This window comes from Massilia sp. NP310 (genome assembly GCF_019443485.1).
Classification (GTDB): domain Bacteria; phylum Pseudomonadota; class Gammaproteobacteria; order Burkholderiales; family Burkholderiaceae_D; genus Telluria; species Telluria timonae.
Genome location: NZ_CP080379.1, coordinates 483,587 through 506,733, shown reverse-complemented (window position 1 = coordinate 506,733; position 23,147 = coordinate 483,587). Strand labels below are relative to the sequence as shown.

Here is a 23,147-nt window from a genome sequence, read left to right as displayed (position 1 = left end):
TTATTTGATAGAATGGGGCGCTTGACTACGAACGCCTTTCGTAAAGTATAGCATTGATAAAATCCCGGCTGGCCGCCTACGGTCCAGCTTTATTTTTCGGGAAAACCCTTGACAGCGCCTTGCGCGAGGTCCATCAGAGGAAGCCAGATGTCGTCATCGATCACCCGCCGATCCCTGCTCGCCCGCATGACGGGCGCCACCGCCCTGCTCGCCTGCGGCCTGCTGTTCGCAGGCGCCGCGCCGGCCCAGGAAGCCTTTGATCCGGCGGCAGCGCCCGAGGCCAGCTCGGCCCCGGCCATGGTCGGCCCGCAGTATGCGATCAAGACCACCATGGGCGAGATCGTCGTCCAGCTCGACCAGGAAAAAGCCCCCAAAACCGTCGCCAACTTCGCCGCCTACGCCAAGTCGGGTTTTTACAAGGGCACGATCTTCCACCGCGTGATCGACGGCTTCATGATCCAGGCCGGCGGCATGAACGAGAAATTCGAGGGCCGCAAAACCCTCAAGCCGGTGAAGAACGAGTCGGATAACGGCCTGTCGAACCAGCCCTATACCATCGCCATGGCGCGCGAGGACAACCCCGACAGCGCGACCTCGCAATGGTTCATCAACGTGGCCGACAATTCCGGCATCGACCATCCCTTCGTCAAGGGCTCGGGCTATACCGTGTTCGGCAAGGTCGTGAAGGGCCAGGAGGTGGTCGACAAGATCAAGGGCGTGGTCGTCGACGACGTGCGCGGCATGCAGAACGTGCCAGTGGTGCCGATCAAGATTACGAACGTCACCCTGCTGAAGGGCGACAAGCTAGTAAAATAACGGTTTTGCCGCAGTTGCAATACCGGGCAAACAACAACCCATAGAACAGGACAAGCCATGACGACCATTCTCATCACCACCAACCAGGGCAATATCACCGCCGAGCTGGACGCCGAAAAAGCACCGAAGACCGTTGCCAACTTCCTCGACTACGTGGGCAAGGGCCACTTCACCAACACCATCTTCCACCGCGTGATCAAGGACTTCATGATCCAGGGCGGCGGCTTCGAGCCAGGCATGAAGCAAAAAGCCACCGAAGCGACCGTCGAGAACGAAGCCAAGAACGGCCTGAAGAACGACAAGTACACGCTGGCCATGGCCCGCACCTCGGCGCCGCACTCGGCATCGGCCCAGTTCTTCATCAACACCAAGAACAACGCCTTCCTCGACTACCCGGGCCAGGACGGCTGGGGCTACGCCGTGTTCGGCAAGGTGACCGAAGGCCAGGACGTGGTCGACGCGATCAACGGCGTCAAGACCACCCGCAGCGGCATGCACTCGGACGTGCCGGTCGACGCGGTCATCATCGAAAAGATCGAAGTGCTGTAATGCGCGGCGCGCACTGGCACCGGTCAATCCGATGACGTGTACTGGGCGCCCGTTCGCGCTGTTCATCTCCGACCTGCACCTGCAGGTCTCGCACCCGCGCACGCTGGAGGCCTTCCTGGCCTTCATGAAGGAGCGCGCGGTGCAGGCCGAGCGGCTCTACCTGCTCGGCGACATCTTCGAATACTGGGCCGGCGACGACGACCTCGCCGACCCGTTCAACGCGCAGGTGGTCGCCGCGATCCGCACGGTGGCCGACGCCGGCACCGCCGTCTACTGGATGGCCGGCAACCGCGATTTCCTGGTCGGCGACGCCTTCGCCCAGGCCGCCGGCCTGCAGCAGCTGGCAGACCCGCACGTGATCGAGGCCGGCGCGCGCCGCGTGGCCCTGCTGCACGGCGATGCCCAGTGCACGCTCGACACGCAATACATGGCGTTTCGCGCCCAGGTGCGCCAACCCGCCTGGCAAGCCAACTTCCTCGGCATGCCGCTGGCCCAGCGCAAGGCGATCATCGCCGGCCTGCGCCAGGGTTCGCGCGACGCCCACACCGGGAAAGCGTACGAGACCGTGGACGTCACGCCCGATGCGATCGACGCCGTGTTCCTCGAGACCGGGGCCGACGTCATCATCCATGGCCATACCCACCGCCCCGCCGTGCACGAGCATGGAAAGAAGCTGCGCTACGTGCTGCCCGATTGGGAACTCGACGCCGAGCCGATGCGCGGCGGCTGGTTCGCGCTGCACGCCGACGGCAGTATCGTGCGCCACGACTTTACCGAACTGACGCAGTAGGAACGGCGATGTCGGGATGAAACCCGACGTCTGCATCTTTACATTTACGCCTATGGTGTTATAGTTCACTACAACACCACCGCAATACATCACCAAGGAGGCATGCATGAGCATTACACTGCAAGGCGCCGTGAGGGAGGCCACCGATGAGCGCCGACTGGAACGATAGCACCCCGATCTACCGCCAGCTCAAGGAGCGGGTGGTCGGCATGATGCTCGACGGCGTGTTGAAAGCCGGCGACGCCCTGCCCTCGGTGCGATCGATCGCCGCCGAGTACCAACTGAACCCGATAACAGTGTCGAAGGCATACCAGGAACTCGTCGACGAGCGCCTGGTGGAAAAACGAAGGGGAATAGGCATGTACGTCACCGAGGGAGCAAGCGAAAAACTGCTGGCAAGCGAACGCGAACGTTTCGTCCGCGAAGAGTGGCCGGCCATGGTCGAGCGCATCCGCCGCCTGGGGCTGGATGTCGAACAGCTGCTGCGCGACAGCGGCAATCCACAGGGAGGTGCGGCATGAACACCGTTCAAGACGCGGTCCATGACACGTCTGCGAGCCCGGCCTCCGGCGCCGTCCTGTCCGCACGCGGCTTGACCAAGCGCTACGGCAAGCAGGTGGCGGTCGACGGCATCGACTTCGAGATTCCGGCCGGGCGCATCGTCGGCCTGATCGGCCCCAATGGTTCGGGCAAGACCACCACGCTCAAGGCGGCCCTGGGCCTGATCCCGTTCGAGGGCGAGCTGTCCGTGCTGGGCCTCGATCCGCGCACCCGGCGCGACGACCTGATGAAGGACGTGTGCTTCATCGCCGACGTCGCCATCCTGCCGCGCTGGCTGCGGGTCAAGGACGCGGTGGACTTCGTGGAGGGCGTGCATCCGCGCTTCGACCGCAGCAAGGCCGAACGCTACATCGCCAACACCAGGCTGAGGCCAGGCATGAAGGTCAAGGAAATGTCGAAGGGCATGGTCGTGCAGTTGCACCTGGCGCTGGTGATGGCGATCGACGCCCGGCTGCTGGTGCTGGACGAGCCGACGCTCGGACTCGACATCCTGTATCGCAAGCAGTTCTACCAGCACCTGCTCGAAGACTACTTTGACGAACAAAAAACCATCGTCATCACCACCCACCAGGTGGAAGAAGTCGAGCACATCCTGACCGACCTGCTGTTCATCCGCGACGGCAAGATCGCGCTGGCGGCCTCGATGGAAGAGATCGGCCGGCGCTACGTCGAGGTGATGGTGCCGAACGAAAAGGCCGCCGCGGCGCGCGCCCTGCAGCCGCTCGACCAGCGCGCCATGTTCGGCAAGTCGGTGATGCTGTTCGATACCGAGCGCGCGGGCGGCCTGTCGCGCAGCCAGCTCGAAGCCCTCGGCGAAGTGCGCCACCCGAGCGTGGCCGACCTGTTCGTCGCCACCATGAAAGGAAGCTACGCATGAACACGCACATGAGCACGATGAAATGGCTGATCCGGCGCGAACTGTGGGAACACAAGGGCGCGTTCGTCTATGCGCCGCTGGCGGTGGCGGCGGCCCTGGTGCTGCTGCTCGGCGGCGGCTTCCTGTACGCGTTGTCCTCCTCCGCCTTCCATATCCAGCACAATGGACAGCAGATGATCACGATCGAGGGCGTCCCGCCGGAGATGGTCGCCAAGGCGGCGGCGATGGCGGCCTCGAGCTACCTGGCGATCACGGCGCCGCTGTTCCTGGTGCTGCCGGTGGTGGTGTTCTTCTACTGCCTGGCCGCCCTGCACGACGAACGGCGCGACCGCAGCATCCTGTTCTGGAAGTCGCTGCCGATGTCGGACGGGCAGACCGTGCTCTCGAAGGCCGCGGTCGCGCTGGTGGTGGCGCCGTTGCTGACGGTGGCGATCGGCATCGCCACGTCCCTCGTGCTGCTGGTGCTTGGCCTGCTGGCCAGCGCGGTCAAGGGCGTCAACCTGATCGCCCCGGTGCTGGCCAACGCGAACTTCTACCTGTCCCCGCTCTACCTGCTGGCCTTCGTGCCGCTGTACATCCTGTGGGCGCTGCCGACGGTCGGCTGGCTGCTGCTGGTGTCGAGCTGGGCCCGCTCGAAGGTGTTCCTGTGGGCGGTGGGCGTGCCCCTGGTGGCGCTGGCCCTGCTGGCCTGGTTCGACTTCCTGGTCGGCCGCTTCTCGGGGCTGAGCCTGAACGTCAAGTGGTTCGGCGAAGAAGTGGTGGCGCGCATCCTCGGCGGCCTGATGCCGGGCATCTGGTTCGGCGAGGTCAATGGCAGGGCGCTGGCCGAACAGAATGCCGGCTTCGACGCGCCGATGCTGCTCGGCCTGTCCTACGGCACGCTGGCCTCGCCCGCGGTGTGGATCGCCGCCGTCGCCGGCTGCGCGATGATCTACGGGGCGATCCGCCTGCGCCGCTGGCGCGACGAAGGCTGAGCGCGATGCGCGTCCTGCCTGCGCTGCTGGCTGGCGCGCTGTTCGGCGCCAGCCTGGCCAGCGCTGCCGATCGCAGCGCGCCGGACAATCCGGATACGATCAACGTCAATGCGGTGCGCGATCCGGAAGTCCGGCGCTACACGTCGATCCTGGCCGGACTCGACGCCTTCGACCATCACCATCACCTCGCGCCTGGCGTCGACGCCCTGCGCTTTCGGGTCCAGCCACCGCGCGATCCCGCGTCCGACGCCACCGTCCGTGTGCGGCTCGAGGGCGATGGCGGTTTCGTCTTGCCGATCGCGCCGGATGCGCGCGGCGAGTACGTGGTGCCGCGCAGCGAAGAAGCGAAGGCCGCGAACAGTGAGCTGGTGCTGAACCAGAAGAGCAGCCGCTATCGCATCCAGCCGCATGTGCGCACCCCGGGCCTGCCGGAAAACGTGCGCCGGCTGGGCGACCTGCGGCTCGAGTGCAAGGTGTGGGTGGCGATCTCGAAGAACGAGATCGGCCTGATGTGGACGCTGACCATCAACGGTCTGCTGCGCACCCGCGACTGGTGCACCTTTCTCGACAAGGGGAAGGCAGGCTATGCCTTCCACGTGCGGGAACGGCTCGTGCGCGCCATACTGCACGAGGGAAACCGCAGCGCGTTGCTCGAATCCCGCCGGCGCAGCTTCATGGCGCCGCTCCATGACATGTCGTGGAGCGACGAGGCGCTGGTCGAACTGGAATAAGAAACGCCTACTGGAACTGCTGGCGAAACGCCTCGAACTGGGCCTTGAGCTCACCCATCTGGCCGCGCAGCGACGCCACTTCTTCTTCGAGCTGGGCGATGCGGCCGCCCTGGGTCAGGCCGCTCGCGCTGCTGGACGTCTGCTCGCTGCCGGCGACGATGGTGATCTCGCCGCCCAGCAGGTGGCCGTAGCGCGATTCCTTGGTGCCCGGCGCGCGGTCGAGCTTGACCACCAGCGGCGGGTATTTGTCGATCAGGAACTGCAGCGCCGTCTCGACATCCTGCACGCTCTTGAACTCGTGCAGGCGCCCGCTGCGGGTGCGGATTTCGCCGGCGGTCTGCAGGCCGCGCAGCATCAGGACCGTGAGCACGGCCAGCTTGTCCTGCTCCAGCGTCCACTTGATGCGCATCCGGTGCTCGTACTTCACCACGCGGGCGCCGGCCTGCGAGATGGCACCCACCAGCTTGCGTTCGGTGAGGCGCTGCAGGGTGTCGAGCACGATGTCGTCCGACAGCTGCATCACCGGATCGCGGCTCGACAGCTGGTTGCAACCGTTCACGATCGCGTTCAGCGACATCGGATAGTTATCGGGGGTCAGCGCTTCTTTTTCGGCCAGCACGGCCAGCACGCGCAGCTCTACCGGGTCAAGCACGGCTGCGGCGTCGGCGCCGCCAGTCGCTTCGTTCGTCATGCGATTCCTTCATCTACTTAATCTACTTAATCGACCAACCGGTTCAGTTGTTCCGAGTCGAGTTTATCACCCTCCTGCACGCGCGGGCAGCACAGGCCGGCCGCGCGCACCGTCTCGGTGAGGCGCTCGATCTGCTCGTCCTGGCGCGCGGCATGGTCGATCAGGCCGCGCAGGGCTTTCGACAGCGGGTCGTCGCCGTTGGGCGTAACGCCATAGGCGGCGAACATGCGCGCGCTGCGCGACTGGTCTTGTTTCTGGATCAGGTGGGCCGGATTGCCGACCGCTGTGGCGCCGGCCGGCACCGGCTTGACCACCACCGCGTTGGAGCCGATCTTGGCGTATTCGCCGACCGTGAAGGCGCCCAGCACCTGGGCGCCGGCGCCGACGATCACGCCGCGCTCGAGCGTCGGATGGCGCTTGGTGCCGGCCACCAGCGTGGTGCCGCCCAGCGTGACGCCCTGGTAGATGGTGCAGTCGTCGCCGATCACGGCGGTCTCGCCGATCACCACGCCGAAGCCGTGGTCGATGAAGACCCGGCGGCCGATCGCGGCGCCGGGGTGGATCTCGATGCCGGTGACGATGCGGGCCAGGTGCGCGATGAAGCGGCCGAGCCATTTCAGGCCCATGCGCCAGCAGGCGTGGGCCCAGCGGTGGGCGACGATGGCGTGCAGGCCCGGATAGCAGGTCAGCACTTCCCAGCCGTTGCGGGCGGCGGGATCGCGCTCGATGATGTTGCGAATGTCTTCGCGCAGTCGTGAGAAAAACATGGTGACGCTCAGGATGGAACGGCTTTCATGGTAGCCGATCCGGGAATGGAATGCTCGTGGGGATGTTGCTGCGAAGGGAAGCGGCCTGGACGCGATGCCAGGCCGTTGCAGCCATACTACTCGGGCGAGAACATCAGCCTTCGCGCGCGATGCGCTGGCGGCGCGCCTCGTACAGGCAGACGCCCGAGGCGACCGACACGTTCAGGCTCTCGACCGAGCCGAACATCGGGATATTGACCAGCACGTCGCAGGTCTCGCGCGTCAGGCGGCGCATGCCCTCGCCTTCCGAACCCATGACCAGGGCGGCCGGGCCGGTGAAATCGGCTTCGTACAGGCCGCGTTCGGCGTCGTCCGAGGTGCCGATCAGGAGGATGTCGCGCTCCTTCAGCTCGCGCATGGTGCGCGCCAGGTTGGTGACGGTGATGTAGGGCACGGTCTCGGCCGCGCCGCTGGCGACCTTGGCGGCGGTGGCGTTCAGGCCGACCGCGCGGTCCTTCGGCACGATCACCGCGTGCGCGCCGACGCCGTCGGCCACGCGCAGGCAGGCGCCCAGGTTGTGCGGATCGGTGATGCCGTCCAGGATCAGGAGCAGCGGCGGACCCTCGATGGCGTCGAGCAGCTCGTCCAGGTTGCGCGCCAGCGCCAGCTGGCTGGCGAAGGCAATCACGCCCTGGTGGCGGCGGGTGCCGGTGATCTTGTCGAGGCGCGAGGCGTCGACCGGCATCACACGCACGCCGGCCGCCTTCGCATTGGCGATCAGGTCCTTCATGCGGCCGTCGTTGCGCTCGGCGTCGACGAAGATCTCTTCCACCGACTGGGCCTCGTGACGCAGGCGCGAGGTCACGGCGTGGAAGCCGAAAATCATTTTATTTTTCATTCTTTACTTCTTCTCTTACTTTCTCTTACTTCGTCTTGCTGGTTTTGGATGCGGTCTTGGCCGCCTTGGGTGCGGCTTCTTTTGTCGTGCTCCTGGCGGCGGTTTTCGCTACCGGTTTCGCTGCGGCCTTCTTCGCCGCCGGCTTGGCTGGCGCCTTCGCTGGCGCCTTCACTGGCGCCTGCGCCGGGGCCTCGGCGACAGGGGCCGCGGCCACTGCCTTCTTCGCCGCCTTGGCCGGGACCTTGGCGACGCCGGTGGCGGCGGTCTTGGCCGCGCGCGGCTTGCGTGGCGGCGGCACGAAGACCACGTCTTCCTCGGCCTCGTCCTCGATCGCCGGAGCCGGAGCGGGGACTGGAGCCGCAGCGGGCGCCGCCGCGCTCAAGAGGCCCTCGGCCACGGCCTTGGCGCGCGCCTTGCGCGACTTCGGCGGCTTCGTTTCGGTGGCCTCGTGCGCGGCCTGCAGCGCGCGCTCGAGCGGCGACGGCAGGGCCGCCGGCGCGGATGGCGCCTTCGCCTGCGGCGCCCGCTCGGCCTGGGCCTGGGCGCCCGGCGCCGCCAGGGTCAGGTCGATCTTGCGCGACTCCAGGTCGACGCGGGCCACCTTGACGGTCACGCGGTCGGTCAATTGGTAACGCTGGCCGGTGCGCTCGCCGCGCAGTTCATGGCGCGCCTCGTCGTACTGGAAGTAGTCGGCGCCCAGCTCGGTGATGTGCACCAGGCCCTCGACGAACAGCTCGTCGAGCTGCACGAAGATGCCGAAGGTGGTCACGCCGGCCACGGTGCCGGTGAACTCTTCGCCGATCTTGTCTTGCATGAAGAAGCACTTGAGCCAGTTCTCGACGTCGCGCGAGGCTTCGTCGGCGCGGCGCTCGTTGGCCGAGCAGTGCACGCCGAGCGCGTCCCAGACGGTCAGGTCCTTCTCGCTCTTCTGCGGCTTTCCTTCGGCCTTGTCCTTGGCGGCCTGCTTGCGCGCGGCGTTCGACTGGGTCGTGTTCAGCTTGCCCAGCTCGATGCCCTTCGGCTCGTAGCGCTTGCCCAGCAGGATCGCCTTGATCGCGCGATGGGTCAGCAGGTCGGGATAGCGGCGGATCGGGCTGGTGAAGTGGGCATAGGCCTCGTAGGCCAGGCCGAAGTGGCCGACGTTGTCGGGGCTGTAGACCGCCTGCTGCATCGAGCGCAGCAGCATGGTCTGCAACAGGGCCGCGTCGGGACGCTCGCGGATTTCCTGCATCACAGCGGCGTAGTCGCGCGCGGTCGGCTTGCTGCCGCCGCCCAGGTTCAGGCCCACCTGCTTGAGGAAGGTGCGCAGCTGGTTCAGCTTTTCCTCGGTCGGCACCGCGTGCACGCGGAAGGTGCCCGGATGCTTGTGGCGCAGCAGGAAGTCGGCGGCGCACACGTTGGCGGCCAGCATGCACTCCTCGATCAGGCGGTGCGCGTCGTTGCGGGTGCGCGGGATGATCTTCTCGATCTTGCCCAGCGCGTTGCAGACGATATAGGTTTCGGTCGTTTCGAAATCGATCGCGCCGCGTTCCTGGCGCGCCTTGAGCAGCGCGCGGAACACCTGGTTCAGGTTCAGCAGGTGCGGGACGATGGCCGGACGCTTCTGCGCTTCCTCGCCGTCGGTACTGGCCAGGATGTCGGCCACCTGGTTATAGGTCAGGCGCGCCGCCGAGTGCATCACGGCCGGGTAGAACTGGTAGGCGGTGACTTCGCCGTCCTCGGTGACGACCATGTCGCACACCAGCGTGCAACGGTCGACCGCCGGGTTCAGCGAGCACAGGCCGTTGGACAGCTTCTCGGGCAGCATCGGGATCACGCGGCGCGGGAAATAGACCGAGGTGCTGCGCTCGATCGCGTCCGCGTCGAGCGCGTCGTTCGGCTTCACGTAGTGGCTGACGTCGGCGATCGCGACCAGCAGGCGGAAGCCGCGGGCAGCGCCGATCTTGACCGGCTCGCAGTAGACCGCATCGTCGAAGTCGCGCGCGTCCTCGCCGTCGATGGTCACCAGCGGCACGTCGCGCAGGTCGACGCGGTCCGCCAGGTCGGCGTTCACGACTTCGTTCGGCAGGCGCGCGGCCTGTTTCAGTGCCGGCGCCGAGAACACGTGCGGCACGCCGAACTTGCGCACCGCGATCTCGATTTCCATGCCCGGGTCGTCCAGTTCGCCGAGCACTTCAGTGATGCGGCCGGTCGGCTTCTGGAAGCGGCCCGGCTGCTCGAGCAGCTCGACGCTGACCACCTGCCCGGCGCGCGCCTTGCCCGGCGAACCAGAGACCAGGATGTCCTGGCTGATGCGCTGGTCTTCGGGCGAGACGATCCAGACCCCGCCTTCGTTCAGGAGGCGGCCGATGATGTGGGTGTTGGCGCGCTCGACGACTTCGACGATCGAGCCTTCCTGGCGGCCGCGGCGGTCCTGGCCGGTCACGCGCGCCATCACGCGGTCGCCGTGCAGCACTTTCTGCATCTCGCGGTCGGACAGGAACAGGTCTGGGCCTGGCTCGTCCGGGATCACGAATCCAAAGCCGTCGCGATGCGCGCTGACGCGGCCGGCGATGAAGCCGGAGTGGTCGGCCAGCATATAGGTGCCGCTGCGGTCGGAACGGATCTGGCCGTCGCGCTCCATGGCGTTCAGGCGGCGGCCCAGGACTTCCTGGGCGGCGGGCTTGACCTTGAGGGCACGCGCCAGGCCGGCCGCATCGAGCGCTCCTGAAGCTTCGCGGAAGACTGCGAGGATTTCCTCGCGGCTTGGAATGGTATGAGTAGGTTGCTTCAAATCGGTTCTTTTTTCTTTTGGCCAGTAATTGCGCCGCTCATGAATAATAGGCGGCGTCATGCTTGATTGACACCTTGACAGGCGTAGTGTAACGGAGGTCCATCCGATTCGCCTAACGTGGCGTGCTGCGGGACATCGCGCGAAGTTTATTCATTGCCCCGATCGGAACTTCATCGTGGGTCTTTGACTATTGAAAATCATCCGCTATAATCTCGCTCTCTTCAGCAACGGCGGCAACGACGAAGCGAAGAAAGCAGCAGTGGCAAGCGGTGTAGTTGGCGTGACGATCTGGAAATGTTGATCTAGCGGAAAATGACAAAGCCTGCTATTGTAGCAGAGTTGGTTTGCAGTGCCCACGTGGCGGAATTGGTAGACGCGCATGGTTCAGGTCCATGTGCCGCGAGGTGTGGGGGTTCGAGTCCCTCCGTGGGCACCAACAGATTGACTGGTTGTTTGTTGTACAGAAAACGCCCACGTGGCGGAATTGGTAGACGCGCATGGTTCAGGTCCATGTGCCGCGAGGTGTGGGGGTTCGAGTCCCTCCGTGGGCACCAACGTTTTCTGGTTGTATGGTTGTGCGGTTGTTTCAGTGCCCACGTGGCGGAATTGGTAGACGCGCATGGTTCAGGTCCATGTGCCGCGAGGTGTGGGGGTTCGAGTCCCTCCGTGGGCACCAAAATCTACCTGATCGTTGTAGGGTGGACGGATTTCCGTCCACGCGGAAGTAAGCGTAGTGTTTGCAGTAATCAGTGCCCACGTGGCGGAATTGGTAGACGCGCATGGTTCAGGTCCATGTGCCGCGAGGTGTGGGGGTTCGAGTCCCTCCGTGGGCACCAAAATCTACCTTGTTTTTCGGACGCATCGTCCCGCAAAACGCCGTAGCCTTCTCATGAGGACTACGGCGTTTTGCGTTTTTCTCCCTTCTTGCGCCCTGCTTTCAATGCGTCGCCAGGTCGTCCAGGATCGGACAATCCGAACGATCGTCGCCATGGCAGGAAGCGGCGAGGCTTTCCAGCGTCCTGCGCATCGCTGCCATTTCCGCGATCTTGCGATCCAGCTCGGCGATATGCGCCAGCGCCATCGCGCGCACGTCGGCGCTGGCCCGGCGTTTATCTTCCCATAGCGCCAGCAAATCCCTGATCTGGTCCAGCGAAAACCCGAGCGCGCGACCGCGATGGATGAATTGCAGCACCCGCACGTCCTGTTCGCCGTACAGGCGATAACCGGCCTCGGTGCGGTGCGGCGCTTTCACCAGGCCGATCGATTCATAATGGCGAATCATCTTCGCCGTCACGCCGGACGCGCGCGCGGCGTCGCCGATGTTCAGCTTGGGTGTGGACTGCATGGCATTTCTCCCGTTGTTTTCCGACCTTTTTCCCGAGCAAGCATACACCTTCCCACCGTGGGAAGCTCAAGCGACGCTTGACTTGCGGTCGAGAACGTCCGAGCATGGAGCCATGCAGATTCTCCGACCCGCGGCCCTCGGGCTGGCACTCGTCCTCATCCTCTCCTCCGCCCTGGCCGGACCGGCGCCTTATTACCAATGGCGCAGCAAGCTCACCGGCGAGCTGGCCTGTTCCCAGACCCCGCTGGGCGAAGGCTGGGAAAAATCAAACGGCCCCTATCGGGACATGCGTTGCGAAAAACTCATTGTTGTTAAATAATGAAAGTGGAAGGCGCGGCGTGTTGACAAACATCGCCGTTCGATCTCATACCATAACAGAGCAGCCACTGAGGAGACGACCATGTTCACCAACCCGGAGCAGTTCGCAAACGCCACGAAAACCCTGTTCGACCTGCAGATGCAGACCTTCAACGCCCTGGCCGGCAAGACCGTCAAGGGCGTCGAGCAGGTCGTCGCCCTCAACCTGAACGCCGCCAAGACCTCGGTCGACAGCACGATGGCGGCCGGCCGCAGCATGGCCGAAGCCACCCAGGCCGGCAATCCGAAAGCGGCGTTCGACACCCTGGCCGCGCGCATGCAGCCGGCCGCCGGCGTCACCAATGCCACCGAATACGCGGCCCAGCTCAAGGCCATCATCGACGAGATGCACGACGAATTCCGCGGCGCCGCCGATGCCCACGTGGCGGAAGCGAAAAACACGCTGTCGGCGCTGATCTACGACGTCACCCAGAACGTCAAGCCGGGCTCGGAAAACGCGGTCGAGATCATCAAGGCCGCGATCGAGAATGCCTTCAAGGGCTACGAGCAGGTGACCCAGGCCACCCGCCAGGCGGTGCAGACCGTCGAAGCCCAGTTCGAGCGCGCCAGCGCGATGGTGACGCCGGGCGCCGCCAGGACCGAAAAAGCCGAGTAACCGGCCCCATGGACGTCCGGCGTCACGGCGCCGGATGTTCGATCCCCAGCAAGTCTTCCAGCCGCGCCAGCGAGGCGTCATCCTTGATCACCGAACGCAGCCAGGCGTGCAGCGGCTGCTCGCCCCAGCGCGCGGCTTTCTCGGCCAGGTAAGCCACCGGGCTATGCGGCTCGGTGCGGCGGAAAAATTCGGCGACCTGGCGCAGCTGGGCCAGCGCCTGGTCACGGTGCGCCACCTGTCCGTCGACCCGCGCCGGCAGCGCCGCCGTCGACGCCATACCCGCGCCGCCGGCCGCCGCCGCCTCGGTCGGCGCCGCTCCCGCCATCGCCACCGGCTTGATCAGGTCGTCCACGTCGCGCAGCGCGGCGCGCCCGACGCTGAATCCCGGCCCATCGGCGCCGAGCTGGGCGTCGACCACCCGTTCCAGCTCTTGCAAGGCGGCCTGGCAGGCTTCGCAATCGGCCAGCAGCGCCTGCACGACATCGCCCTTGATCCGCGCGCGCGCGGTCTCCAGTTCGGCCACCGCTTCCGGTCCCCTGGCGCGCGCGACTTCCCATGCCTGCAGGGTCAGCACGCCGTTCTCCGCCAGCGGCATGGTCTTGACCAGCGGCGCGATCCGGCCCGCCAGCCAGGCCAGGACCCCGATGCGGCGCTCGAAGCCATCCTCGTCGGCCTGCGGGTGCAGGCCTTCCCAGTAGCGCTCGCACAGCGCCGCCACCAGTCCCAGGCCCTCGGCCAGGCCGCGCATGCCGCCGGTCTTCGCGTTCGCCTCGGCCAGCCACACGGCCAGTTGCAAGTCCTTGCTGCGGGTTTGCAGCAAGCCGGCGCAGCGCTTGCCGACCAGCTTCCAGTCGGCTTCCTTGAGCGCCGTGACCCAGGCACCCTGCTCCAGCGACGGGTCGTCGGCCAGGCGCGCGCGTGCGATCTCGTCGACCTCGGGCGAGAAAGCCAGGTCGTCGCCGCAGGGATTGTCGGGCGCGATCGGCGCCAGCAAAGCATCGGTGTCCAGCATGGCGCCCTCCTCAGGCTTCTCTCGGTTCGATCGCGTACTTGAACTTGCCGGCCTTGGTGGCGCCGACTTTCACGCGGGCGATGCCGCCGCCGTCGGCCATGCGCGCCAGCACGTTGTCGGCGATCTCCGGCAGCAAGGTGCCGTTCAAGACATTGTCGACGTTGCGCGCGCCGGAATCGACTTCGGTGCAGCGCCGCAGCACGGCCTCCACCAGCGCGTCGTCGTATTCGAAGCTGGCCTTGTGGTTGTCCAGCACGCGCGCGCCGATGCGCGCCAGCTTGAGACGGATGATGTTGGCCAGCACCTCGTCGCCGATCGGGTAGAACGGCACCACCGCCAGGCGGCCCAGGAAGGCCGGCTTGAAGTGCTTCATCAACGCCGGCCGCAGCAGTTCGGCCAGTTGCTCGGGCGTGGGCAGCTCGCTCGCCGCCTTGTTCAGGCAAGCCGCCATCAGCTGGCTCGAGCCGGCGTTCGAGGTCAGGATGATGATCGTGTTGCGAAAGTCGATCTGGCGTCCTTCGGCATCGTCCATCACGCCCTTGTCGAACACCTGGAAGAACATCTCGAGCACGTCGGGATGCGCCTTCTCGGCCTCGTCGAGCAGCACGACGCTGTAGGGATTGCGCCGTACCGCCTCGGTCAGCACCCCGCCCTCGCCATAGCCGACGTAGCCCGGCGGCGAGCCTTTCAGGCCGGAGACGCTGTGCGCTTCCTGGTATTCGCTCATATTGATGGTGATGAGCTTGCGTTCGCCGCCGTACAGGATGTCGGCCAGCGCCAGCGCGGTCTCGGTCTTGCCCACGCCCGAGGTGCCGACGAACAGGAACACGCCCTTGGGCTTGTTCGGATCATCGAGGTTGGCGCGCGCGGTGCGCACGCGCTGGGCCACCACATGGCTGGCGTGGCCCTGGCCCAGGATGCGCTCGTCCAGCATCGATTTCAGGTTGACCACGGTGCGGATCTCGTCCTTGACCATGCGGCCCAGCGGGATGCCGGTCCAGGCGGCGACGATCTCGGCCACCGTATGGCCATCTACCTGCACCGGCACCAGCGGCGCCTCGCCCTGCAGCGCGCGCAGGGCTTCGTTCAGCGCGCGCAGATCCTTCGCGCCGCTGTTCTCGTCGCGGCTGCCGGAGGCTTCCAGTTCGGCGCGCAGCTTGCCGATCTGGCCGGCCAGCGCCTGCTCTTCTTCCCACCTGCGCTGCAGCATCTCCTGCTCGGCCGCGGCGCTGGCGCGCTGCTGGCCCAGCGCCGCCAGCACCTCGGCATGGTTCGAATTTGCGTCACTCTTTGCGCTGCCGTCGCGGTTCAGGGCGCTGATCCGGGCGTCGAGCCGTTCGATGCGGCGCACGCAGTCTTCCAGCAGCGCCGGCGTGGCGCTTTGACCCAGCGCCACCTTGGCGCAGGCGGTGTCCAGCACGCTGATCGCCTTGTCCGGCAGCTGGCGGCCGCTGATGTAGCGGTGCGACAGGCGCACCGCCTCGGTGATGGCGTCGTCGTAGACGCGCACGCCGAAGTGCTGTTCCATCAGCGGCGCCATGGCGCGCAGCATGGCCGCCGCCGTGTCTTCGTCCGGCTCCTCGACCTTGATCACCTGGAAGCGGCGCGCCAGCGCGGCGTCCTTCTCGAAATACTTCTTGTACTCGCCCCAGGTCGTGGCCGCGATCGTGCGCAGCTCGCCGCGCGCCAGCGCGGGCTTGAGCAGGTTGGCGGCGTCGTTCTGGCCGGCCGTGCCGCCGGCGCCGATCATCGTGTGGGCCTCGTCGATGAACAGGATGATCGCGTGTGGGCTCTTCTTGACTTCGTCGATGACGTTCTTGAGGCGGTTCTCGAACTCGCCCTTCACGCTGGCCCCGGCCTGCAGCAGGCCCATGTCGAGCGTATGGATCTCGACGCCCTTCAGCACGTCCGGCACGTCGCCCTGGGCGATGCGCAGCGCCAGGCCCTCGACCACGGCGGTCTTGCCGACGCCGGCCTCGCCGGTGAGGATCGGGTTGTTCTGGCGCCGCCGCATCAGGATGTCGATCGCCTGGCGGATCTCCATGTCGCGGCCGATCACCGGGTCGACCTTGCCGTCGCGCGCGCGCCCGGTCAGGCAGGAGGTGTACTGGTCGAGGGCCGGCGTGGCGCGGGTGGCGGCCTGGCTCAGTTCCGAGGCGGGGTCCGGTCCGGCGCCGACCGCTTCCTCGGCCTTGAGCTCGGGCGCCTCGACCGAGCCGCGCGTCAGGCGCTCCAGGTCGTGTTTCAGGCGGTCGAGCGGGAAGCGTCCGAACAGCGGCGATGCGCGCTGCGCCAGCTGGGCCAGCGACGGCTCGGTCAGCAACGCCAGCAGCAGATGGGCGCTGCGGATCCGGTTCGGCTGGCCCGAGCCCAATGATGCGATCAGCCAGGCATGTTCGAACAGCAGCGGCAGGTGGCGCGAGAACACGGGCGTGCGCGCGCTGCCGGTGGCGAAACGCCCCACTTCGCGCCGCAGGTCGGCTTCCAGGCCGGTCAGGCTGATGTCGCACTGGCGCGCGATCGCGGTCAGGTCGCTGCCCGGCTGTTCGATCAGGCCCAGGAACAGGTGCTCGACGTCGACCTCGTACTGGCCCAGCCCCATGCAGATGCTGGCGGCGCGGCTGGCGGCGGCGCGGGTGGTGTCGTTCAGCTTGGAGATGAGCGTCTTGAGGTTGATGTCCATCGTGGCTCCCTTGTCATGGTGGCGTGGTGGCGCCGCGTCTTCAGCCCCGGGGCGGCCGGGCGGCGCGGTTGATTTCGTAGTGCAGCGACGACGGCTGCAGCACCGCATTGAAGTTGACCGGCTCGAGCAGGCCGTCGACCGCCAGCCGGGCATGGATCGCGAAATGCAGGCGGTTGACGTCGCCCGCCTCCGGCTCGAGCACGGCGCGCGCGTCGAGCAAGCGCGGCTCGTGGGTGGCGATCGCATCTTCGATGCTGGCGCAGACGGCGGCGCGGTCGATGCTGCTGGTCAGGCAGAAACCGGCGAAGTCGATCAGGCCGTAGTGCAGGATCGAGGTGCGCGCCGCCGGATAGCCTTCGAGGTGGGCGACGTCCAGCGCGATGCGGGTATTGAGCAGAGCTTCCAGGTCGCGCGCGACGCTGTCCTTGAGCTGCTCGACGCCCAGCGCGGCGCCGGCCGCGCCCTCGTCGACCATCAGGCGGTCGAGCAGGCCCGGCGTGAAGCCTTTCATGGTGCCTCCCGGGGATGTCGGATGCGCGGCGCGCTGCAATGCAAGACGTGCAGCCGCCGCGCGAACGGGAACGGCGACGCCGCTCAGACAACCTTATTGGCCGCCAGGTCCCAGCCGCCGGAGGTGTTGCCGCCGGCGCCGCCGGTGACCTTCTGCTGGGTGTACTTCCACTTGATCTTCGAGAACTTCAGGCCGACCTGCTCCTGGATGATGCTGCCTTCGGATACGCTGGGGCTGATGCCGCCGATCAGGACGTTCTCGAGCTCGATCTCGAAATACTTGATGCGCTCGCCCTGGCCGTCGGCGCGCATGAATTCCAGCTTGGCTTTCGGGATCGTCTTGCCGGCCGAGCAGGTCTGTAGCAGGATCGGCGACGACAGGTCGGCCAGCTTGGTCAGCGCGATCTCCTGGTGCTCGCAGCGCTCGGCCGTGTGGCCGCCGCCGGTCGATGCGGTGGCCGAACGCGGCTGGCTCACGCCCCACGCCACCGAGGTGCACTCGATCCAGTCCTTGTGCTTGTCGTCCATCGATTCGCCCTTGATCCCGTCGATCTGCAGGTACACGTCAATTGCCATGTTCTACTCCAAGTAAGTTAAGAATAAGTGCTAGCTTTTGGTCGACTGCGGCAGCTCCGCGACCAAACGGAGCGAAACGGAAAGCTCATCGAGCTGGAAGTGCGGCCGCAGGAACGACACGGCGCGATACACGCCGGGGCGGCCCGGCACCTCGGACACCTGCACGCTGGCTTCGCGCAGCGGGAATTGCGCCTTCTGGTCCTGGCTCGCGTTATCGTCGAGCAGGACGTACTGGGTCAGCCAGCGGTTCAGGTAATCTTCGACGTTGGAGGCGGCGGCGAAGCTGCCGATCTTGTCGCGCATCATGGACTTCATGTAGTGGGCGATGCGCGACACGGCGAAGATGTACTGCAGCTGCGACGACAGCACGGCATTGGCATTGGCCGCCTCGTTGTTGTACTTGCGCGCCTTCTGGGCCGACTGGGCGCCGAAGAAGGCCGCATACGAGGTGTTCTTGCAATGCACCAGCGAGATGAAACCGAGATCGGACAGCTCCTTCTCGCGGCGGTCGGTGATCGCGACCTCGGTCGGGCATTTCAGCGCCACTTCTCCCTCGTCGGTCTTGAACGTGTGGGTCGGCAGGTTCTCGACCAGGCCGCCGCCCTCGACGCCGCGGATCGCGGCGCACCAGCCATAGTCCTCGAAGGCGCGCGTCAGGCGCGCGCCGAAGGCATAGGCCGCGTTGCACCACAGGTATTTGGAGTGGTCGCTGCCGTCCACGTCCTCGACGTAGTTGAAACCTTCGGTCGTCATGCCGTCGGCCGGGTGGTATGGCAGGCGCCCCAGGAAGCGCGGCAGGCACAGGCCGACGTAGCGCGAATCCTCGGATTCCCTGAACGCCTTCCACTTGGCGTATTCGACGGTGTCGAACACCTTGGCCAGGTCGCGCGGCTTGCCCAGGTCGCCGAAACTCTCGACGCCGAACAATTCGGGACTGCTCGAGGTGATGAAGGGCGCGTGGCTGGCCGCGGCCACATGCGACATCTGCTCGAGGAAGTAGATGTCCTCGGGCTGGCGCGAGATCTCGAAGTCGCCGATCAGGGTGCCGTACGGCGCGCCGCCGAAGGTGCCGAATTCTTCCTCGTAGATCTTCTTGAACATCGTGCTCTGGTCGAACTCCATCGCCGACTGGAAGTCCTTGACCAGCTCGCGCTTGCTGGCATTGAGCATGCGGATCTGCAGGTTGGCGCTCGTGGTGCTGTTCCTGACCAGGTAGTTGAGGCCAGTCCAGCTGCGCTCGAGCTTCTGGAATTCGGGCGCATGCATGATCGCCGAGAGCTGATCGGAGATCATGCGGTCCAGTTCCGCCAGGCGCGCATCGATGGTGGCCGACAGGTTGGACGAGATCACCATCGTCCCCTGCATCACCTGGGTCACCAGTTCCGAGATCAGGTCGCGCGCGCGTTCGTGCTCGCTGCTCGACGCCGCCACGCGGCTTTCTTCGACGATCTGGTCGAGCAGCGAAGCGTCCAGTTCCGGCGCCGCCGCCGCAGCTTGGGTGGATTCGAATACCGCCGCCATCTCACTCTCCCTTGCCCGATTTGCGCAGGCTGTCGAGTTTTTCGGTGTTGCCCAGCACCTCGGTCAGGATGTCTTCGAGCTTGTCGTTCCCGGCCAGCTTGTTGCGCAGGTCGGCCAGCTTGGTGCGCGCATCGAGCAGCCCGGCCAGCGGCGCCACCTAGCGCACCACCGACTCGGGCCGGAAGTCGTTCATCTCGCGAAACTGCAGCTGCACCCCGAACTGGCCGCCGTCCGGCGACAGGTGGTTGTCGACCTTGAAGGTGGCCACGGGCGCGACGGCGCCCAGCACCTCGTCGAAGTTGCCGGCGTCGACATTGACGAACTTGCGGTCCTTGAGGCGCTTCTTCTCGGCCTTGGGATCCAGGCCGAAGTCGCCGACCACGCCGACCACGAAGGGCAGCTCCTTGTTCTCGATCGCGTCGCCGATCTCGACGTCATAGGTCATCTGCACGCGCGGCGCGCGCACCTTCTGCAAGCGTTTTTGTACGCTTTCGCTCTTGGCCATGTCGACTCCAGTGGGGGAAGATGGATTTATTGCAGCACGTCGAACGGACTGCCGCTGCTGGCCGCCGGACGCGGCGGCGCCGCCACCGCCGGCTGGCTCGGGGTCCTGCGGCTCGACGCCGGGCGCGCGGCCGGGCGGGTCGTGACCAGCACCTCTTCGCCCAGGCTGGTGCGCAGCAGCTTGGCCAGGTCTTGCGCTTCGCTGCGCACCGAACCCTGCAGATTGTTCTTGCGCGTCAGGTCGGCCAGCGCCTTGCTGGCCACGCGCAGGCCGCTGACGGCCAGGATGCTGTAGGCCAGCGTGTCGTCGGGGTCGCGCGCCAGCGCTTCCTGCGCGCTGCTGATGGCGTCGCCGTACTGGGTGGCGTCGAAGCGGATCTGGGCCATGCGCACCCAGGGCTTCTTGTCGACCGGATGCGCCCTGCTCGCGTCCTTGAGCAGGCTCACGGCCTTGTCGCTCTGCCCGGCCGCGAGGGCGGCATCGGCTTCGGCATAGATGTTTTCGGACACGGCGGCGCGCTTGGCGGTCGTGCCCGTGCCGTCGGTGGCGCACCCGGCCAGGGCGGCGACCCCGACCAGCAGGGGTAACAGGCGTTTGCGGATCATGTTCGTCTCTCCAGTGGGTGAACAAGCCCCCATTATTCGCATCGTGCTTGCCAAGAAGTTGTGCACTGTCAATGAAAAGCGAGTTCAAGCAAGGGGTGTTGGATGTCGCTTGCGTTTGCGCGGTGTCAGTGTGCACTGGCGGGGATCGGGTTCAATCCAAGCCTGGTGCCTTAGGACAATTGCGAGGAGATCGTTGATGGGGACGCCCAACCCGTTCAAGCTGCCGGTCGTGGTCATCGTGCCGGCGATCGTGCTGACAACGGCGCTCGCCGGCTGCGGCGGCGCCGCGCTGGCGCCGCTGGCCAGCGTGGCCCTGGAGGCGGCCGGCTTGCGCAAGCCGGCCGAACTGCCCGAGTCGCAAAAGCCGCCGCGCAATGTGCCACTCAAGCTGCACGCCGCCACGCGCCTGAACGTGGACGCGCGCGGCCAGCCGCTGGCGCTGGCGGTGCGCCTGTACAAGCTGCGCCAGAAGGATGCCTTCGAGGGCGCGCCCTACGCCACCTTCCTCGATCCGCGCCTGGAGCGCGAAAGCCTGGGCGCCGACCTGGTCGAGGTGCGCGAGATCATGCTGGTGCCGGGCCAACGCTACGAAGTGACCGAAAAAGTCGCGCGCGAAGCCGGCCACGTCGGCATCGTGGCCCTGTTCCACACCCCGGCCGCCGGCCGCTGGCGCACCGCGGTCAGCAGCCTGGATGCCGAGCGCGACGGCCTGAACGTCGGCCTGCACGCCTGTGCGATGAGCGTGGGCTCCGCCGCCGCCAAAGACGGCGCTTCGGCACTGGGCTCTGTGCGCTGTCAATAATCGTTTGCAACTTTCCTGCAAGCTAGTCCTTTCTGAACGGCGAGGAGGCGATCGTGAGCATGCCATCCAAGGTCTTATGGGGCGAGGGACTGTTCCTGCGGCCCCAGCATTTCCAGCAGCAGGACCGCTACCACGAAGCGCGCCTGAACCAGACCGCCTGCGCACTGCACCCGTATTGCTGGGGCGTGCGCAGGCTGGCGGTCGATCTCGACGCGCTGCGCAGCGACATCCTGCGCATCGACGAACTCGCGCTGCTGTTCCCGGACGGCGAAGTGGTGCGTGCGCCGGGCGACGACGTGCTGCCGCCGCAGGTGCGACTTGGCGACCTGCCGCCGGCGCAGCAAACGGTCACCTATCACGCCGCCCTGCCGGCGCTGCGCACGCACGGCGACAACTGCGCCAATGGCCCGGACGGACCGGAGACCATCGACGTGCGCTTCGGGCGCATCGACCGCGAGACCCAGGACTTGTATACCCAGGCCGCCGACGCCCCCGTGACCTATCTGCGCAAGGCGCTGCGCCTGGTGGCCGACAGCGAGCCGCTGGAAGCCTATGAAAGCTTCGCGCTGCTGCGCCTGCGGCGCGTGGCCACCGGCGGCTTCGAGATCGACCCCGGTTTCATTCCACCCAGCCTGTCGATCGACGCCGTGACGATGCCCGGCGCCGGCCTTTACGTCGGCCTGGCGCGGCTGATGGAAAAGCTGCTGGCCAAGGTCAATGCGCTGTACGGCGATCTGCGCGAGCCGAGCCGCAACGTGGTCGAGATCCGCGGCGGCGACGTGTCCTCGTTCTGGCTGCTGCACACGGCCAGCGCCGGCTATGCGGCGCTGGCCCACTACCTGCACCACCGCGAGCTGCATCCCGAGCGCCTGTACGGCGCCATGCTCGAGCTGGCCGGCGGCCTGATGACCTATTCGCGCAGCTACCGGCTCGAAGACCTGCCTTCCTACGTCCACGCCGATCCCGGCCCGCAGTTCGCGCGCCTGGACGGCATCATCCGCGACCTGTTGGATACCGTGATCTCGTCCCGCTACTTCACCATCGCCCTGCACAAGGACCGCCCGTCCTACTACCTGGGCGCGCTCGATTCGGGCCGCATCAATGCCCAGACCACCCTGTACCTGGCGGTGGCGGCCGACATGCCGGCGCTGCGCCTGGTCGAGGCGGTGCCGCTGCAGTTCAAGGTCGGCGCGCCGGAAGACGTCGACAAGTTCGTGCTGTCGGCGCTGCCCGGCGTGAAGCTGGTGCATGCGCCCCAGGTGCCGAGCGCGATTCCGGTGCGGCCCGACACCTATTACTTCGTGCTCGAAGGCCGCGGCGCGCTGTACGAGGCGATGCTCAAGACCCAGGCGATCTCGGTCTACGTGCCGAACGGCGTGCGCGAGCTGCGGCTCGAACTGATCGCGGTGTCGGCATGAGCGCCTTCGTCGAGCGCCGCGCCGCGCAACGAGGCGAGGATGGAAAACCCGGCAGCCGCCGCCAGCGCCTGGTCGACATCATGTACGAAGGCTTCCACGCCCTGTTCCTGCTGAAAAACGGCTGCGGGCCGCAGGACAAGGGCGCCTTCGCCGACAATATGACCGCCTTCCTGGCCGACGTCGACCGCAGCGCCAAGGCGCTCGGCATCGCGGCCGAAGACGTGACGGCGGCCAAGTACGCCTACTGCTCGGCGGTGGACGAGATCATCCTGCGCTCGAGCTACGAGGTGCGCGAGGCCTGGGAAACCCGTCCGCTGCAGCTGCGCGTGTTCGGCGACCAGCTCGCCGGCGAGCACTTCTTCCACCGGCTGGAAGACCTGCGCGCCAAGGGAGCGCAGCAGGTCGAGGCGCTGGAGGTCTTCCATATGTGCCTGCTGCTGGGCTTCCAGGGCCGCTATGCGCTGGACGGCAAGGACAAGCTGGACTACCTGGTGGCGCGCCTGGGCGACGAGATCGCGCGCATGCGCGGCCGCACGCGCGGCTTCGCGCCGCACGCCGAGCGGCCGGACCAGGTGGTCAACCGCCTGCGCAGCGACCTCTCGCTGTGGGTGCTGGCGGCGGTGTTCACGCTGGCCGGGCTGGGAGCCTACCTGGGCTTTCGCACCGTGCTGGGCAACGAGTCCGAGCTGGCGCTGGCGCACTACAACGACCTGGTCAAGCTGCCGCCGAAAGCCGCGCACGTGACCATCACCCTGCCCTGAAAGCAGAACAGCCCCGGGATCGTGGTTCCC

At 66.5% G+C, this 23,147-nt stretch carries 23 protein-coding genes, 4 tRNA genes and 1 pseudogene; 16 read left to right on the top strand and 12 right to left on the bottom strand.

Going from position 1 to position 23,147, the window contains the following annotated elements:
- Positions 1–147: 147 nt before the first annotated feature.
- The 7 genes from KY496_RS02380 to KY496_RS02350 all read left to right on the top strand — a co-directional run bounded on the left by KY496_RS02380 (position 148) and on the right by KY496_RS02350 (position 5,298).
- On the top strand, positions 148–816 hold the full coding sequence (locus KY496_RS02380; RefSeq protein WP_005669895.1) for a peptidylprolyl isomerase: 669 nt from the start codon (positions 148–150) through the stop codon (positions 814–816).
- A gap of 57 nt (positions 817–873) precedes the next feature.
- Positions 874–1,365 (top strand): peptidylprolyl isomerase, encoded by a 492-nt coding sequence (locus tag KY496_RS02375; RefSeq protein ID WP_005669893.1) that lies wholly within the window; start codon positions 874–876, stop codon positions 1,363–1,365.
- Positions 1,366–1,396: 31 nt separating this feature from the next.
- Complete coding sequence (locus KY496_RS02370; RefSeq protein WP_219863700.1) at positions 1,397–2,155, top strand: UDP-2,3-diacylglucosamine diphosphatase; 759 nt, start codon at positions 1,397–1,399, stop codon at positions 2,153–2,155.
- A gap of 146 nt (positions 2,156–2,301) precedes the next feature.
- Complete coding sequence (locus tag KY496_RS02365; protein ID WP_005669890.1) at positions 2,302–2,676, top strand: GntR family transcriptional regulator; 375 nt, start codon at positions 2,302–2,304, stop codon at positions 2,674–2,676.
- Positions 2,673–3,593 (top strand): ABC transporter ATP-binding protein, encoded by a 921-nt coding sequence (locus KY496_RS02360; protein ID WP_184237814.1) that lies wholly within the window; start codon positions 2,673–2,675, stop codon positions 3,591–3,593. Before KY496_RS02365 ends, KY496_RS02360 begins: the two co-directional genes overlap by 4 nt.
- Positions 3,590–4,567, top strand: a complete 978-nt coding sequence (locus KY496_RS02355) for a hypothetical protein (RefSeq protein ID WP_005669887.1) — start codon at positions 3,590–3,592, stop codon at positions 4,565–4,567. The genes KY496_RS02360 and KY496_RS02355 overlap by 4 nt, the downstream gene beginning before the upstream one ends.
- A 5-nt stretch (positions 4,568–4,572) precedes the next feature.
- Complete coding sequence (locus tag KY496_RS02350; protein ID WP_219863699.1) at positions 4,573–5,298, top strand: hypothetical protein; 726 nt, start codon at positions 4,573–4,575, stop codon at positions 5,296–5,298.
- A 7-nt stretch (positions 5,299–5,305) separates the two neighbouring features.
- On the opposite strand, the gene KY496_RS02345 is transcribed toward KY496_RS02350, so the two are convergent.
- The 4 genes from KY496_RS02345 to rnr form a co-directional block, all read right to left on the bottom strand.
- Entirely contained in the window at positions 5,306–5,989 is a 684-nt protein-coding gene (locus KY496_RS02345) for a YceH family protein (protein ID WP_219863697.1), read from the bottom strand.
- 26 nt (positions 5,990–6,015) lie between these two features.
- A complete protein-coding gene (cysE, locus tag KY496_RS02340) occupies positions 6,016–6,756 on the bottom strand; it encodes a serine O-acetyltransferase (RefSeq protein WP_005669881.1) in 741 nt (246 codons plus the stop codon).
- Between the two features lie 133 nt (positions 6,757–6,889).
- Entirely contained in the window at positions 6,890–7,633 is a 744-nt protein-coding gene (rlmB, locus tag KY496_RS02335) for a 23S rRNA (guanosine(2251)-2'-O)-methyltransferase RlmB (RefSeq protein ID WP_005669879.1), read from the bottom strand.
- A 25-nt stretch (positions 7,634–7,658) separates the two neighbouring features.
- Positions 7,659–10,406, bottom strand: coding sequence for a ribonuclease R (gene rnr, locus KY496_RS02330; RefSeq protein WP_081589981.1), 2,748 nt, complete (start codon positions 10,404–10,406; stop codon positions 7,659–7,661).
- A gap of 351 nt (positions 10,407–10,757) precedes the next feature.
- On the opposite strand from rnr, the gene KY496_RS02325 reads away from it, so the two are divergent.
- From KY496_RS02325 to KY496_RS02310, 4 genes are all read left to right on the top strand, one after another.
- Positions 10,758–10,842, top strand: a tRNA-Leu gene (locus tag KY496_RS02325).
- A gap of 33 nt (positions 10,843–10,875) precedes the next feature.
- Positions 10,876–10,960 (top strand) — tRNA-Leu (locus KY496_RS02320).
- A 37-nt stretch (positions 10,961–10,997) separates the two neighbouring features.
- Positions 10,998–11,082, top strand: a tRNA-Leu gene (locus tag KY496_RS02315).
- A gap of 75 nt (positions 11,083–11,157) precedes the next feature.
- Positions 11,158–11,242: transfer RNA gene (locus KY496_RS02310), tRNA-Leu, on the top strand.
- Between the two features lie 101 nt (positions 11,243–11,343).
- On the opposite strand, the gene cueR is transcribed toward KY496_RS02310, so the two are convergent.
- Positions 11,344–11,733, bottom strand: coding sequence for a Cu(I)-responsive transcriptional regulator (gene cueR / locus KY496_RS02305; protein WP_273029310.1), 390 nt, complete (start codon positions 11,731–11,733; stop codon positions 11,344–11,346).
- 16 nt (positions 11,734–11,749) lie between these two features.
- Here cueR and KY496_RS27005 point away from each other — a divergent pair, with 16 nt between their 5' ends.
- The gene (locus KY496_RS27005; protein WP_229409906.1) at positions 11,750–12,070 is read left to right on the top strand and encodes a hypothetical protein; all 321 of its coding nucleotides are present in this window, start codon (positions 11,750–11,752) and stop codon (positions 12,068–12,070) included.
- 81 nt (positions 12,071–12,151) lie between these two features.
- Entirely contained in the window at positions 12,152–12,724 is a 573-nt protein-coding gene (gene phaP, locus KY496_RS02295) for a TIGR01841 family phasin (RefSeq protein WP_005669871.1), read from the top strand.
- A gap of 22 nt (positions 12,725–12,746) precedes the next feature.
- Here the strand turns inward: phaP and tssA are convergent, their stop codons facing one another.
- The 7 genes and pseudogenes from tssA to KY496_RS02260 all read right to left on the bottom strand — a co-directional run bounded on the left by tssA (position 12,747) and on the right by KY496_RS02260 (position 20,136).
- Positions 12,747–13,736 (bottom strand): type VI secretion system protein TssA, encoded by a 990-nt coding sequence (gene tssA / locus KY496_RS02290; RefSeq protein WP_005669869.1) that lies wholly within the window; start codon positions 13,734–13,736, stop codon positions 12,747–12,749.
- Positions 13,737–13,746: 10 nt separating this feature from the next.
- On the bottom strand, positions 13,747–16,419 hold the full coding sequence (gene tssH / locus KY496_RS02285; RefSeq protein WP_219863693.1) for a type VI secretion system ATPase TssH: 2,673 nt from the start codon (positions 16,417–16,419) through the stop codon (positions 13,747–13,749).
- Between the two features lie 40 nt (positions 16,420–16,459).
- Entirely contained in the window at positions 16,460–16,930 is a 471-nt protein-coding gene (tssE, locus tag KY496_RS02280; protein WP_005669865.1) for a type VI secretion system baseplate subunit TssE, read from the bottom strand.
- An 83-nt stretch (positions 16,931–17,013) separates the two neighbouring features.
- Positions 17,014–17,505: a type VI secretion system tube protein Hcp gene (locus KY496_RS02275; RefSeq protein ID WP_005669863.1), complete on the bottom strand. Its 492-nt coding sequence runs from the start codon at positions 17,503–17,505 to the stop codon at positions 17,014–17,016.
- A gap of 30 nt (positions 17,506–17,535) precedes the next feature.
- Positions 17,536–19,026 carry a type VI secretion system contractile sheath large subunit gene (gene tssC, locus KY496_RS02270; protein WP_005669861.1) on the bottom strand — a complete coding sequence of 497 codons (1,491 nt, stop codon included), beginning with the start codon at positions 19,024–19,026 and terminating at the stop codon, positions 17,536–17,538.
- Position 19,027: 1 nt separating this feature from the next.
- A pseudogene (gene tssB / locus KY496_RS02265) lies at positions 19,028–19,531 on the bottom strand (type VI secretion system contractile sheath small subunit).
- 26 nt (positions 19,532–19,557) lie between these two features.
- Positions 19,558–20,136 (bottom strand): M48 family metallopeptidase, encoded by a 579-nt coding sequence (locus KY496_RS02260; protein ID WP_219863691.1) that lies wholly within the window; start codon positions 20,134–20,136, stop codon positions 19,558–19,560.
- A gap of 196 nt (positions 20,137–20,332) precedes the next feature.
- On the opposite strand from KY496_RS02260, the gene tssJ reads away from it, so the two are divergent.
- The 3 genes from tssJ to icmH are packed head-to-tail and all read left to right on the top strand — an operon-like array spanning position 20,333 to position 23,117.
- Positions 20,333–20,938, top strand: a complete 606-nt coding sequence (gene tssJ, locus KY496_RS02255; protein ID WP_219863689.1) for a type VI secretion system lipoprotein TssJ — start codon at positions 20,333–20,335, stop codon at positions 20,936–20,938.
- Positions 20,939–20,997: 59 nt separating this feature from the next.
- Positions 20,998–22,356, top strand: a complete 1,359-nt coding sequence (gene tssK, locus KY496_RS02250; RefSeq protein ID WP_219865034.1) for a type VI secretion system baseplate subunit TssK — start codon at positions 20,998–21,000, stop codon at positions 22,354–22,356.
- Positions 22,353–23,117 (top strand): type IVB secretion system protein IcmH/DotU, encoded by a 765-nt coding sequence (gene icmH / locus KY496_RS02245; RefSeq protein ID WP_071363217.1) that lies wholly within the window; start codon positions 22,353–22,355, stop codon positions 23,115–23,117. The genes tssK and icmH overlap by 4 nt, the downstream gene beginning before the upstream one ends.
- The last annotated feature ends 30 nt before the right edge of the window (positions 23,118–23,147 follow it).